The organism is Streptomyces panacea, assembly GCF_040560175.1.
Taxonomy (GTDB): domain Bacteria; phylum Actinomycetota; class Actinomycetes; order Streptomycetales; family Streptomycetaceae; genus Streptomyces; species Streptomyces panacea.
The window spans coordinates 1-12,774 of sequence record NZ_JARJHW010000205.1 but is presented as its reverse complement, the minus strand read 5'-3'; the positions used below and the strand labels follow the sequence as shown (position 1 = coordinate 12,774).

12 protein-coding genes are annotated in these 12,774 nt (G+C 70.2%); 4 read left to right on the top strand and 8 right to left on the bottom strand.

The genetic code is table 11. From position 1 onward, the window contains the following. Together P3L51_RS31210 and P3L51_RS31205 are read right to left on the bottom strand one after the other, a co-directional pair. On the bottom strand, nt 1–430 hold a 430-nt coding region (locus P3L51_RS31210; protein WP_354608690.1), incomplete at its 3' end, for a VOC family protein. Between the two features lie 59 nt (nt 431–489). Beyond that, on the bottom strand, nt 490–984 hold the full coding sequence (locus tag P3L51_RS31205) for a winged helix-turn-helix transcriptional regulator (protein WP_354608689.1): 495 nt from the start codon (nt 982–984) through the stop codon (nt 490–492). A 142-nt stretch (nt 985–1,126) separates the two neighbouring features. On the opposite strand from P3L51_RS31205, the gene P3L51_RS31200 reads away from it, so the two are divergent. Beyond that, complete coding sequence (locus tag P3L51_RS31200; RefSeq protein ID WP_435594565.1) at nt 1,127–2,575, top strand: MFS transporter; 1,449 nt, start codon at nt 1,127–1,129, stop codon at nt 2,573–2,575. Here the strand turns inward: P3L51_RS31200 and rarD are convergent. The 6 genes from rarD to P3L51_RS31170 all read right to left on the bottom strand — a co-directional run bounded on the left by rarD (nt 2,512) and on the right by P3L51_RS31170 (nt 10,717). Next, nucleotides 2,512–3,519, bottom strand: a complete 1,008-nt coding sequence (rarD, locus tag P3L51_RS31195; RefSeq protein WP_354608687.1) for an EamA family transporter RarD — start codon at nt 3,517–3,519, stop codon at nt 2,512–2,514. The genes P3L51_RS31200 and rarD overlap by 64 nt on opposite strands. Before the next feature lie 200 nt (nt 3,520–3,719). Continuing rightward, nucleotides 3,720–4,778, bottom strand: a complete 1,059-nt coding sequence (locus tag P3L51_RS31190) for a 2-oxoacid:ferredoxin oxidoreductase subunit beta (RefSeq protein ID WP_354608686.1) — start codon at nt 4,776–4,778, stop codon at nt 3,720–3,722. Then, nucleotides 4,771–6,747 (bottom strand): 2-oxoacid:acceptor oxidoreductase subunit alpha, encoded by a 1,977-nt coding sequence (locus tag P3L51_RS31185; protein ID WP_354608685.1) that lies wholly within the window; start codon nt 6,745–6,747, stop codon nt 4,771–4,773. Before P3L51_RS31185 ends, P3L51_RS31190 begins: the two co-directional genes overlap by 8 nt. Before the next feature lie 272 nt (nt 6,748–7,019). After that, complete coding sequence (locus tag P3L51_RS31180; RefSeq protein WP_329076666.1) at nt 7,020–7,691, bottom strand: response regulator transcription factor; 672 nt, start codon at nt 7,689–7,691, stop codon at nt 7,020–7,022. Nucleotides 7,692–7,935: 244 nt separating this feature from the next. Continuing rightward, entirely contained in the window at nt 7,936–9,252 is a 1,317-nt protein-coding gene (locus tag P3L51_RS31175; protein ID WP_354608684.1) for a sensor histidine kinase, read from the bottom strand. A gap of 271 nt (nt 9,253–9,523) precedes the next feature. Continuing rightward, nucleotides 9,524–10,717: a sensor histidine kinase gene (locus P3L51_RS31170; RefSeq protein ID WP_354608683.1), complete on the bottom strand. Its 1,194-nt coding sequence runs from the start codon at nt 10,715–10,717 to the stop codon at nt 9,524–9,526. A 311-nt stretch (nt 10,718–11,028) separates the two neighbouring features. Here P3L51_RS31170 and P3L51_RS31165 point away from each other — a divergent pair, with 311 nt between their 5' ends. From P3L51_RS31165 to P3L51_RS31155, 3 genes are all read left to right on the top strand, one after another. Next, nucleotides 11,029–11,430 (top strand): NADH-quinone oxidoreductase subunit A, encoded by a 402-nt coding sequence (locus P3L51_RS31165; RefSeq protein ID WP_023539403.1) that lies wholly within the window; start codon nt 11,029–11,031, stop codon nt 11,428–11,430. Continuing rightward, nucleotides 11,421–12,056: an NADH-quinone oxidoreductase subunit B gene (locus P3L51_RS31160; protein ID WP_354608682.1), complete on the top strand. Its 636-nt coding sequence runs from the start codon at nt 11,421–11,423 to the stop codon at nt 12,054–12,056. The genes P3L51_RS31165 and P3L51_RS31160 overlap by 10 nt, the downstream gene beginning before the upstream one ends. Then, nucleotides 12,053–12,774: NADH-quinone oxidoreductase subunit C (locus P3L51_RS31155; RefSeq protein WP_354608681.1), on the top strand; the 722-nt coding region annotated here is incomplete at its 3' end. The genes P3L51_RS31160 and P3L51_RS31155, both read left to right, overlap by 4 nt.

Here is a 12,774-nt window from a genome sequence, read left to right as displayed (position 1 = left end):
TGCCCTCCGGGTCCGTCATGGTCACCCATACGCCCTCGGGCACATTCGCCTCGTACAGGACCGTCGCGCCCAGCCCCTCCAGTCTGGCCACCTCCGCCGCGCGCCGTCCCTCCCGCGCGTGCACGTCGAGGTGGATGCGGTTCTTGCCGGCCTTCGTCTCCGGTACGCGCTGGAAGAGGATCCGCCGGCCGGTGCCCTCGCCCGTGTCCGGGTCGAAGGGGTCGTCCGGATGGCGGACGGCGGTGAGATCGAGCCAGGCCCGGCGGCCGTGCGAATCGACCGTCTGCTGGATCGGTACGGCTCCGATGCCCAGCAGCCGCTCGATCAGCGGGCTGTTGTCCTCGACCTCGTAACCCAGCGCCTCGGCCCAGAAGCCGGCCTGGCTGTGCGGATCGGTCGTATCGATGACGAGCTTCCAGTGCAAGGTCATGGCACCGTTCATAGGGCTTCCCTGACGGCTCGTACGACGAACACGCCGGGGAACGCCCGTCAGAGGGCTTCCGCCGCCTTCGCCGCACGCCGGTCGTACTCCTCGCGCGCCGCCGCGATCCGGTTCTGGTGCTCCTCGGTCCAGACCACCAGCGCGTTGATCGTCGTGTGCAGCGTCCGGCCCATCGGCGTCAGCTGGTACTCCACGCGCGGCGGTACGACCGGATGCACCGTGCGCTTCACGAGGCCGTCGCGCTCCAACTGCCGCAGCGTCACCGTCAGCATGCGCTGGCTGATGCCGTCGATTTCCCGGCGCAGCTCGGTGAAGCGCAGCGTGCCCATGTCGAGCAGGGCGATGACCAGCAACGACCACTTGTCGCCGATCCGGTCGAGGATCTGCCGTACCTCGCAGTCCTCGCGGGTGTCCCACTGGAAGGGGTCCGCTTCCCCGTAGTCGCAGCGCGAGGTGGCGGCGGATCCGACGGCGACGGCTGCGGCGGCGGCGGTCACGGTACCCGCCGGGTGCCTCGGTGACTTCGAAGTGCCTTCTTCCATGACATCTGATCGTGCCGCAGGATCGGGTTGGTTACAAGAGGGAACCGACCCTCGTACGGGTAACCGATCCCCTTCTTCCGCCGTGCGCTTCGAGGAGACAGTCATGCCGTCCGCCACCGCGGTTCCGAGACCGGTCCCAGCCCTGTCCGCACGGGCCTGGGCACTGCTGCTGGTCCTCTGCGGGACGATCTTCCTCGAAGGGATCGACGTCGCCATGCTCGCCGTCGCCATCCCCTCGATCCGGGCCGACCTCGACCTGTCGACCGGCACCGCCGCCTGGGTGATGAGCGCGTACATCCTCGGCTACGCCGGATTCACCCTGCTCGGCGGGCGCGCCGCCGACCTCCTCGGCCGGCGCCGGATGTTCCTGATCTGGCTGACGGTCTTCCTGCTCTTCTCCGGTCTCGGCGGCTTCGCGACCGAGGGCTGGATGCTGATCGTCGCCCGCTTCATCACCGGCGTATCGGCGGCCTTCATGACCCCGGCGGCGATGTCGATCATCACGACCTCCTACGAGGAGGGGCCGCAGCGCAACCGCGCGCTGCTCGTCTTCGCCGGCACGGCCGCCGGAGGCTTCTCGCTCGGCGTGGTCATCGGCGGTCTGCTGACGCAACTCGGCTGGCGCTGGGTGTTCTTCGCCCCCGTCCTGCTGGCGGGCGCGCTCCTGATCGCCGCCCTCCGGCTGCTGCCCCGCACCGGCGCCGCCGCCCAGGTGCCCGACAAGACGGCGCACGGCTTCGACCTGCCGGGAGCCGCTGCCGCGGCGGGGGCGATGATGCTGCTGGCCGCCGGGATCGTCCGGCTGGAGCACGGCGGTTCCGGCCGGCAGCTCACGGCGGGGGCGTTCGCCGCCGGACTGCTGCTGGTCTACGTCTTCGTCGCCGTCGAGCGCCGGTCGGCCGCCCCGCTGGTGCGGCTCGCGATCTTCCGCAGGGCGTCGATGGTCCGCGCGGACCTGGGCGCGCTGCTGTTCGTCGGCTCGTTCTTCGGCTTCCAGTTCATGGCGACGCTCTACCTCCAGGAGCTGCGCGGCTGGTCGTCGCTGGAGACCTCGCTCGCCCTGGTCCTGATGGGCCTCGACGCGATCCTGGCGCCGACCCTCACGCCCCGACTGGTCAACCGGTTCGGCAACACACGGGTGGTGCTGGGCGGTTTCGCGACGGCGATCGTGGCGTACGGGCTGTTCCTGCCGGTCGGCGGCGACTGGTCGTACGGGATGATGACCCCGACGCTGATCCTGACCGGCGTCGCGTTCGCGCTGGCGTACGGGCCGCTGTCCATCGCGGCGACGGACGGTGTCGCTCCGGAGGAGCAGGGACTGGCGAGCGGGCTGCTGCACACGTCGACGCAGTTCGGCTCCGCGATCGGCATCTCGGCGGTGACGGCCGTCTACGGCCTGGCGTCGACGACGGGCGCGGAGGGGGAGTTGGGCGCCTTCCGGGCGGCGCTGGTGGTGCCGGTGGTGATGGTGGTGCTGGGACTGGCGGTCACGGCGACGGGGCTACGGTTCCGCGAGCCTCGCGGTCCTCACTCGCCGGACGACGCGCCCGTCCCGGCCCGCCCGACGGCCTTGACCCCGTCCGGCGACTGAGCGGGCACGGCGGCCTGAGCTTCCGCGCCCGCCCGGCGCAGCGCCTCCGCCGTCGCCCTGTTGCGCCGGGCCGTCCGCAGCGCGTCCCACGTCAGGATCGTCAGCGCCGCCCACACCAGCGCGAAACCGGCCCACCGCTCGGCCGGCATCGCCTCGTGGAAGTACAGGATCCCGAGCAGGAACTGGAAGACCGGCGCCAGATACTGCAACAGCCCCAGCGTCGACAGCGGCACCCGTATCGCCGCCGCCCCGAAACAGACCAGCGGCACGGCGGTCACCACACCGGTGGCCGCCAGCAGCGCGGCGTGCCCCGCCCCCTCCGGACCGAACGTGGCGTGCCCGGAGGCCCCGAGCCAGATCAGATAGCCGAGCGCGGGCAGGAACAGGATCACGGTCTCGGCGGCCAGCGACTCCAGACCGCCGATGTTGACCTTCTTCTTCACCAGGCCGTACGTCGCGAACGAGAAGGCCAGCGTGAGCGAGATCCAGGGCGGCTGTCCGTAGCCGATCGCCAGCACCAGTACGGCAAGCAGGCCGACGGAGACCGCCGCCCACTGGGCGGGCCGCAGCCGCTCCTTGAGGAGCAGGACGCCCATGGCGATGGTGACGAGCGGGTTGATGAAGTAACCGAGGGACGCCTCCACGACATGGCCGGTGTTGACCGACCAGATGTACAGGCCCCAGTTGACGCTGATCACGGTGGCGGCGATCACCAGCAGGCCGAGCTTGCGGGGCTGGCCCAGCAACTCCCGTACCCACGCCCAGCGCCGCACCACGAGCAGCGCGATCACGACGACGGCCAGCGACCAGACCATCCGGTGGGCCAGGATCTCGACCGCGCCGGAGGGCTTCAGCAGGGGCCAGAAGAGCGGGACCAGACCCCACATGCCGTAGGCGCCGATCCCGTACAGCAACCCCGCCCGCTGCTCGCCGTCCGACTTCACTGGCCCTCCCGCTCCGACCGGCCTTCTGAACCGCGTACCTCAGTTCGACGAAGGTAGCGCCGGGCGGGCCGGACTGTCATGTCCGTATCGCCATACGGTCATGACAACCGGTTCCGCGCGGACCCGGCGGGAGAACGGCGAGGCCCGGATCTCGTGGAGGACGAGATCCGGGCCTCGGGACTACGGACGGGTCGGCGGTGTCAGCCGGCGACCGTCCATGTGTCGTTGCCGGCGAGCAACTGCGACAGGTCGCCCTTGCCGTACTGCTCGACGGCCGTGTCGAGCTGCTCGTTCATCAGCGTGTCGTAGACCGGCCGCTGGACGCTGCGCAGCACACCGATCGGCGTGTGGTGCAGCGTGTCCGGGTCGGCGAGCCGCGAGAGCGCGAACGCCGTGGTGGGGCTGGTGGCGTGGGCGTCGTGCACCAGGATCTGGTGCTCGTTGTCCGCCGTCACCGGTACGACGACGAGATCGCCGGTCGCCGGGTCCCGTACGACACCCTTGGCGTTGTCGACACCGAACCGGATCGGCTCGCCGTGCTCCAGGCGGATGACCGCCTCCTGCGCCCGCTCCTTGTCCTTCAGCGCCTCGAAGGCGCCGTCGTTGAAGATGTTGCAGTTCTGGTAGATCTCCACCAGCGCCGTGCCCGGGTGGTCGGCCGCCTGGCGCAGCACGCTCGTGAGGTGCTTGCGGTCGGAGTCGACGGTGCGGGCCACGAAGGACGCCTCCGCGCCGATCGCCAGCGACACCGGGTTGAAGGGCGCGTCCAGCGAGCCCATCGGCGTCGACTTGGTGATCTTGCCGACCTCGGAGGTCGGTGAGTACTGGCCCTTCGTCAGCCCGTAGATCCGGTTGTTGAACAGCAGGATCTTCAGGTTGACGTTGCGCCGCAGCGCGTGGATGAGGTGATTGCCGCCGATGGACAGCGCGTCGCCGTCACCGGTGACGACCCAGACGGAGAGATCGCGGCGCGAGGTCGCGAGCCCGGTCGCGATGGCCGGGGCACGTCCGTGGATGGAGTGCATGCCGTAGGTGTTCATGTAGTACGGGAAGCGGCTGGAGCAGCCGATCCCGGACACGAACACGATGTTCTCCTTGGCCAGCCCGAGGTCCGGCATGAAGCCCTGCACGGCGGCCAGCACGGCGTAGTCACCGCAGCCGGGGCACCAGCGGACCTCCTGGTCGGACTTGAAGTCCTTCATGGACTGCTTGGCCTCGGCCTTGGGGACGAGGGAAAGCAGCTCGTTGACCTCAGGCATCGATGGCCTCCTTGAGAGCCGTGGCGAGCTGTTCGGCCTTGAACGGCATGCCGTTGACCTGGTTGTAGGAGTGCGCGTCGATGAGGAACTTCGCCCGCAGGAGCGTGGCGAGCTGACCCAGGTTCATCTCCGGCACCACGACCTTGTCGTAACGCTTCAGCACCTCGCCCAGATTCCGCGGGAACGGGTTGATGTTCCGCAGATGTGCCTGCGCGATCGGCCGGCCGTCGGCGCGCAGCCGGCGGACGGCGGCGGTGATGGGCCCGTACGTGGAGCCCCAGCCGAGCACCAGCGTGCGCGCGCCGTCCGGGTCGTCCACGACGAGGTCCGGCACCTCGATGCCGTCGATCTTGGCCTGGCGGGTGCGGACCATGAAGTCGTGGTTCGCCGGGTCGTAGGAGATGTTGCCCGTGCCGTCCTGCTTCTCGATGCCGCCGATGCGGTGTTCGAGACCGGGCGTGCCGGGCACGGCCCACGGGCGGGCCAGGGTGCGCGGGTCACGCTTGTACGGCCAGAAGACGTCCGTGCCGTCGGCGAGCGTGTGGTTGGGTCCCGACGCGAACTGCACGCCCAGGTCCGGCAGTTCGTCCTGCTCGGGGATTCGCCAGGGCTCGGAGCCGTTGGCGAGGTAGCCGTCGGAGAGCAGGAAGACCGGCGTGCGGTACGTGATCGCGATCCGGGCGGCCTCGATGGCCGCGTCGAAGCAGTCAGCGGGGGTCTGCGGGGCGACGATCGGCACCGGCGCCTCGCCGTTGCGGCCGTACATCGCCTGGAGCAGGTCGGCCTGTTCGGTCTTGGTCGGCAGGCCCGTCGAGGGCCCGCCGCGCTGGATCGCCACCACCAGCAGGGGCAGCTCCAGCGACACCGCCAGGCCGATCGTCTCCGACTTCAGGGCCACACCGGGCCCGGACGTCGTCGTCACGGCGAGGGAGCCGCCGAAGGAGGCGCCGAGCGCCGCGCCGATGGCGGCGATCTCGTCCTCCGCCTGGAAGGTGCGGACGCCGAAGTTCTTGTGGCGCGACAGCTCGTGGAGGATGTCGGACGCCGGGGTGATCGGGTACGACCCGAGGTACAGCGGCAGATCCGCCTGGTGGGACGCGGCGATCAGGCCGTACGACAGCGCCAGGTTCCCGGAGATGTTGCGGTACGTGCCGGTCGGGAACGACTTGGTGGCGGGGGCGACTTCGTAGGAGACGGCGAAGTCCTCGGTCGTCTCGCCGAAGTTCCAGCCCGCCCGGAACGCCGCCACGTTGGCCTCGGCGATGTTCGGCTTCTTCGCGAACTTCGTCCGCAGGAACTGCTCCGTGCCCTCGGTCGGGCGGTGGTACATCCACGACAGGAGACCCAGCGCGAACATGTTCTTCGAACGCTCGGCCTCCTTGCGGGAGAGCCCGAACTCCTTCAGCGCCTCGATCGTCAGCGTCGTCAGGGGGACGGGGTGGAGCTGGTACGCCTCCAGTGACCCGTCCTCCAGCGGCGAGGTCAGATAGCCGACCTTCGCCATGGGGCGCTTGGTGAACTCGTCCGTGTTGACGATGATGTCGGCGCCGCGCGGCACGTCGGCGATGTTCGCCTTGAGCGCGGCCGGGTTCATCGCGACCAGCACGTTCGGCGCGTCACCGGGGGTGAGGATGTCGTGGTCGGCGAAGTGCAGCTGGAACGAGGAGACGCCCGGCAGCGTGCCCGCAGGTGCGCGGATCTCGGCGGGGAAGTTCGGCAGCGTCGACAGGTCGTTTCCGAACGACGCCGTCTCCGAGGTGAACCGGTCACCCGTCAGCTGCATGCCGTCGCCGGAGTCACCCGCGAAACGGATGATCACTCGGTCCAGACGGCGGACCTCCTTCGCGCCGACGACCGTACCGACCGCGTCGGAGGTGTCGGGCACGGTGCGCTGTTCGCCGACGACGGAGTCACTCGCGTCGTCAGCCTCGTCGGCCTGCTCGGCTGGGCTACTGACCTGGCTGGTCACTGAACTGGACCTCCCTCGAGGCGGCTGCTGGGGCTGACCGGCGCGACCGGCACACCCAGGGGCCACCCTACGTCGGTAAGGGTCGCCTTCCCTTGACCGCTCGCATGGTGGACGTCTTTTTGAGACGCTTTCTTGTGGCAATTTGCCATGTTTTCTCCGCCCCCGGGCGCTCTGTGTTCGTCCCCGTCTGTGCCGATTTGAACTCAGTCTTTTGGACTAGGACCCCTAGGGCCCGCTATCTCACCGCGGTGCCGGGCCCGGCACGGGCGCCGTCACGAGTTGAGGTACGTCAGCACGGCCAGCACCCTGCGGTGATCTCCGTCACTCGGCGACAGACCCAGCTTCTGGAAGATGTTGCTGACGTGCTTCTCCACCGCGCCGTCGCTCACGACCAGCTGCCTGGCGATCGCCGAATTGGTCCGGCCCTCCGCCATCAGTCCCAGCACCTCACGCTCCCGAGGGGTCAGGCCGACCAGCACGTCCTGCTTACGGCTCCGGCCGAGCAGCTGGGCCACCACCTCGGGGTCCAGCGCGGTGCCGCCCCTGGCCACCCGTACGACCGCGTCAACGAACTCGCGGACCTCGGCCACCCGGTCCTTCAGCAGATAGCCGACCCCGCGGCTGCTGCCGGCCAGCAGTTCGGTCGCGTACTGCTCCTCCACGTACTGGGAGAGCACCAGCACACCGATCCCCGGATGCTCCTTGCGCAGCTGCACCGCCGCCCGGACACCCTCGTCGGTGTGGGTCGGCGGCATCCGCACGTCGGCCACCACCACGTCCGGCGCCGCGCCCTCACGGGCCAGGTCGCCGACGGTCTTGATCAGCGCCTCGCCGTCCCCGACACCGGCGACCACGTCATGCCCGAGATCGGTCAGCAGCCGGGTCAGGCCCTCCCGCAGGAGCACCGAATCCTCGGCGATGACCACTCGTACCCTGTCCTCCACGACCGTGTAGCCCCCATGTCGATGTGCGTACGCGCTCCGCGTCCGCCCTGCGGTTCCAGCATCCCAGTATTCGTATCGCCGTGCGCCCACTGACCGGGAACCGGTCAAAGCGATAGACGCGACTCCGGCGCACCGGACTAGGTCCGGTGCGCCGCAGCCGCGTATGTGTGTCTTCGGGTCTTCGGGGTTCGGGGTTTCGAGCCTTCGGGGGTCCGGGGCTCCGGGCCTCCGGGTCTTCGAGGCGTCACTTCCGCCAGGGCAGCTCCGCCGTCACCGTCGTCGGCCCGCCGACCGGCGAGTCGACGACCAGGATCCCGTCCACCGCGTCGAGCCGCTCCGTGAGACCGGCCAGGCCGCTGCCCGACGAGGTGTTGGCGCCGCCCCGGCCGTTGTCCGAGACCTGGAGCATCAGCCGGTCCTCCATCCGCCACACGTCCACCGAGGCACGCGTGGCCCGGGAGTGCTTGCTGACGTTCTGCAGGAGCTCCGAGACCGTGAAGTAGGCGATGCCCTCGATGGCCGCCGCCGGCCGGTACTCCAGGTCGACCTCGACCTGGACCGGCACGGTGCAGCGGGAGGCGACGGAGGAGAGCGCGGCGTCCAGGCCCCGGTCGGTGAGGACCGCCGGATGGATGCCCCGCGCCAGATCGCGCAGCTCCTGAAGCGCGACCTTGACCTCGCCGTGCGCCTCGTCGACCATCCGCGCCGCCGCCTCCGGGTCCGCCAGCAGCTTCTCCTTCGCCAGCCCCAGATCCATGGCCAGCGCCACCAGTCGGGCCTGCGCCCCGTCGTGCAGGTCACGCTCGATACGGCGCAGGTCCGCGGCGGCGGTGTCGACCACGACGCCCCGGTCCGACTCCAGCTCCGAGACGCGCGTCGCCAGCCTGGACGGGCCGAGCAGACCGGCGACCATCAGCCGGTCCACACCGGTCAGTCCGCGGACCAGCCAGGGCGAGCCCAGGACGAGGACGAGACCCATGACGCTGGTCGCGGCGATCTCGAACGGGGTGTCCACGTAGAACTCGCGGGAGCCGTCGCTGAAGATCGTGATGCCGTCCTGGTTCAGATACTCAGGGAAGACCCACTGCCACAGCGGATAGAGGAAGAGGCTCCAGCTGGTGACCACGAAGGTCACGGAGGTGACGAACGAGAAGAGCATCCACGGGAAGTGCAGGAGGCCGTAGAGCACATGACGCCAGGACACCCCGCTCTTGAGGACCGCGCCGACCCAGGACATCACTCCGGCCTTCTCCCCCCGCACCGGCAGCGGGCTCGGGACGTCCAGATCGAGCAGGGCCCGCGCCCTGGCCCGCTCGACGGCGCCCAGGGCCCGGCAGCCGATGAGCGCGGCGGCCAGCAGCGGAATGCCGAGGAAGGTCACGAGGAGGCCCGCGCTGAGCGAGAGCGTGGTCACCACGTAGACGAAGAAGAGGATGCCCATCGGAAGGTTGAGAAGGAGATAGACGAACTCCTTCACCATGCGGGCCTCGAACGGAGCGCGCAGTGCCGTAGGAAGGGGGTGGCGCCGTGGCTGGGTCCGCGTGCCGTAATCCGTGGCCATCGTGTCGTCCGTTCTGCGAGCGGGGCGGTCGGGCTTCGTGCCGTATCTCCATGCTGATCCGCCGGCGGCGCCCGCACCATGAGGGCGGTATCCGTGTTCACCCTGGGGTTTTCCCCACCCCCGTGGTGCGGTTTTACGTCCCCGGGACCGTCCAGGCACCTGCTTCCGGCACCTGTCCCCGTGCCCGGCACCCGTTCCCTGCGCCCGCGCCCGCTCTTCCGGCGCCCGCGCCCGCGGCCGCCGCTGTGTCCGCCGCGGTGTCTTCCTCCGGTCAGGACCGCTCGCGCCACGGCAGTTCGGCCGTGACGACCGTCGGCCCCCCGACCGGCGAGTCGAGCACGAACAGCCCGTCGACCGCCCCCAGCCGCTCGGCCAGCCCCGACATGCCCGTCCCGCCGTCCAGCCGCGCGCCCCCGCGCCCGTCGTCCTCGATCTGGATCAGCAGCCGGTCCTTCGTCCGCCACACCTCGACGCTGGCCATGCGCGCCCCGCTGTGCTTGCTGACGTTCTGCAGGAGCTCCGAGACGGTGAAGTAGGCGATGCCCTCGATGGCCGCCGCCGGCCGCTCGGCCAGCTCGACCTCGACCTTGACCGGGACGGTGCAGCGTGACGCCACGGAGGAGAGTGCGGCGTCCAGGCCCCGGTCCGTCAGTACGGCGGGGTGGATTCCCCGTGCGAGATCGCGCAGCTCCTGGAGGGCCAGCTTCACCTCGCCGTGCGCCTCGTCGACCATGCTCGCCGCCGCCTCCGGGTCTTCCAGCAGCTTCTCCTTCGCGAGGCCGAGCCCCATGGCCAGCGCCACCAGCCGGGCCTGCGCCCCGTCGTGCAGATCGCGTTCGATACGGCGCAGATCGGCGGCGGCCGTGTCCACGACGACGCCCCGGTCCGACTCCAGCTCCGCGATCCGGCTCTCCAACTCGTCGGACGGCGAGAGCAGCCCGCGGACCAGGGCCCGGTCGACGTTGGTCAGACCGCGCGCGATGTGGGGCAGCACCGGCCACAGGACGAAGAGGCCCACCAGGGTGATCGTGAAGGTCAGGATTCCCCACGGCAGCCGGATGAACTCGTACAACGTGGTCCGCCAGCCCACCGGGTCCTTCAGCCCCGTCCACAGCCAGGAGAAGAACCCCTCGGTGCCGCGTGCGCGCCTCTCGCGGCGGTTCCGGCCACGGAGCGGGCTCGGCTCGTCGATCCGGACCCCCAGCAGGGCCCGCGCACGCGCCCGTTCGGCCTTGCCCAGCAGCCGGGCGCCGGCCAGGCCGCCGGTGAGCCAGGGCAGACCGATCACGGTGACGGACAGGACGACACCGGTGGGCACGACGACCACGACGTAGACGAAACCGGCGATCGAGACGGGCAGATTGGCGAGGAGATGCGCGATCTCCTTCCAGGTGTGCCGGTTGAAGGCGAAACGGGGCGGCGGCGGTGGCCGGTCGTCGTCGGGGACGCTGTTGCGGGCGTTCATAAGGCCCTAGCCTGCACGGCCGCGGGAGCCCACGCCATGGGGTGGCTGGGGGAGCCGGGGTGGGGATAACCCCACCATCGCGCCACCGGCCCGAAGAAGCGGCGCGACCAGCGCCTGAACCGGCCCGCGCCGCAGCCGGTCATGACCCTGCCATGACTGATGCGCGACCGACTGCTTACGGTCCCTTTAGCAGGGCCTAGACTCCCGTCCGTACGGATCACAGACCACACACGGATCACTGACAACGGATCACGGACCACACGGACCACGGACCAGGATCCAGGAACACCGACCGGCGGAACGAGGAGCGGGTGACGGACGTGCCGGAACCGACCGTTCTCGCGTCGGAGTACTTCCAGAGCTATTCGGTGGTCGGACTGCTCGCGGTCGTCGGCGTGCTCTTCGTCGCCGTGGCCTTCGGGGCGGGCCGACTGCTGCGGCCGGTGGTACCGACGCCGGAGAAGCTGCTTACGTACGAATGCGGCGTCGACCCGGTGGGCGAGGGCTGGGCACACACCCAGGTCCGCTACTACGTCTACGCCTTCCTTTACGTCATCTTCGCCGTCGACTCGATCTTCCTCTTCCCGTGGGCGACGGTCTTCGCGGCGCCGGGATACGGCGCGACGACGCTCGTCGAGATGTTCATCTTCCTCGGCTTCCTGGCCGTAGGACTGCTCTACGCATGGAAGAAGGGCGTCCTGGAATGGACGTGACCCCCGCCGCTCCCGATGCCGGTGCCGCTGCCGCCGTGCCCGCGGCACCGGTCGAGCTGCCGAACCCGCAACGCCTGGGCGTGCTCTCCCGCCTGGCGCCCCAGCCGATGAAGGTGGTCCTCAACTGGGGCCGCCGCTACAGCCTCTGGGTCTTCAACTTCGGACTCGCCTGCTGCGCCATCGAGTTCATCGCCGCGTCGATGGCCCGGCACGACTTCATCCGGCTCGGCGTCATCCCCCTCGCACCGGGCCCGCGCCAGGCGGACCTGATGGTCGTGTCCGGCACGGTGACGGACAAGATGGCACCGGCGGTGAAGCGGCTGTTCGAGCAGATGCCCGAGCCGAAGTACGTGATCTCCTTCGGCGCCTGCTCCAACTGCGGTGGCCCGTACTGGGACTCGTACTCCGTCACGAAGGGCGTCGACCAGATCATCCCGGTCGACGTCTACGTACCGGGCTGCCCGCCGCGCCCCGAGGCGCTGCTCCAGGGGATCCTCAAACTCCAGGAGAAGATCTCCCGCGAGTCACTGGGGGAGCGTTACGGCTCCGAGGGCCACCGGCCCAGCACGGCCGCGCTGCGCAGCGGACTGGTCGCCGCGCCGCCGACGCCGGGGGAGGGCGAGTGACGCCCGCGGACGCCTACGACAGCCTTCCGGACGGTGTCGTCGAGATCTTCGGCGCGGACGCCACGGCGGAGCGCGCGTACGACCTCCTGACGGTCGACGTCCCCGCCGCCTCCTGGCTGACCGCGCTCGAAACCGCCCGTGACGCGCTGGGGTGCACCTACTTCGACTGGCTCAGCGCCGTCGACGAACCGGGCACCGGTTTCCGCGTCGGCGCGCACCTCGCGTCGGTCGAACCCCGTGCCGTACGGCGCCTGTTGGTCCGTACGACCGTCCCGCACGAGGCCGCCGTACTGCCCACCGCCCTCGGGGTCTACGCGGGCGCGGGCTGGCACGAGCGCGAGACGTACGAGATGTTCGGCATCTCCTTCACCGACCACCCCAACCTGGTGCACCTGTTGCTGCCGGAGACCTTCGAAGGCCACCCGCTGCGCAAGGACTTCGTCCTGGCGGCCCGGGTCGCGAAGGCCTGGCCGGGCGCGAAGGAGCCGGGCGAGTCCGCTCCCGGCCACTCGGGCCCCAAGCGCCGCCAGATGCTCCCCCCGGGCGTACCCGACCCGAACGAATGGGGCCCCCTCAAGGGCCAACTCCCCCCGGCCCCGGTCCGTACGCCCCGCACCCCGCGTGCGACGGGGGACCGCCCGGTCCGCCGCGCCCGCAGCGTCACGGAAGGCTCCACGAGCCAACAGCCCGACGCACCCACCCCACCCGCACCTGTCTC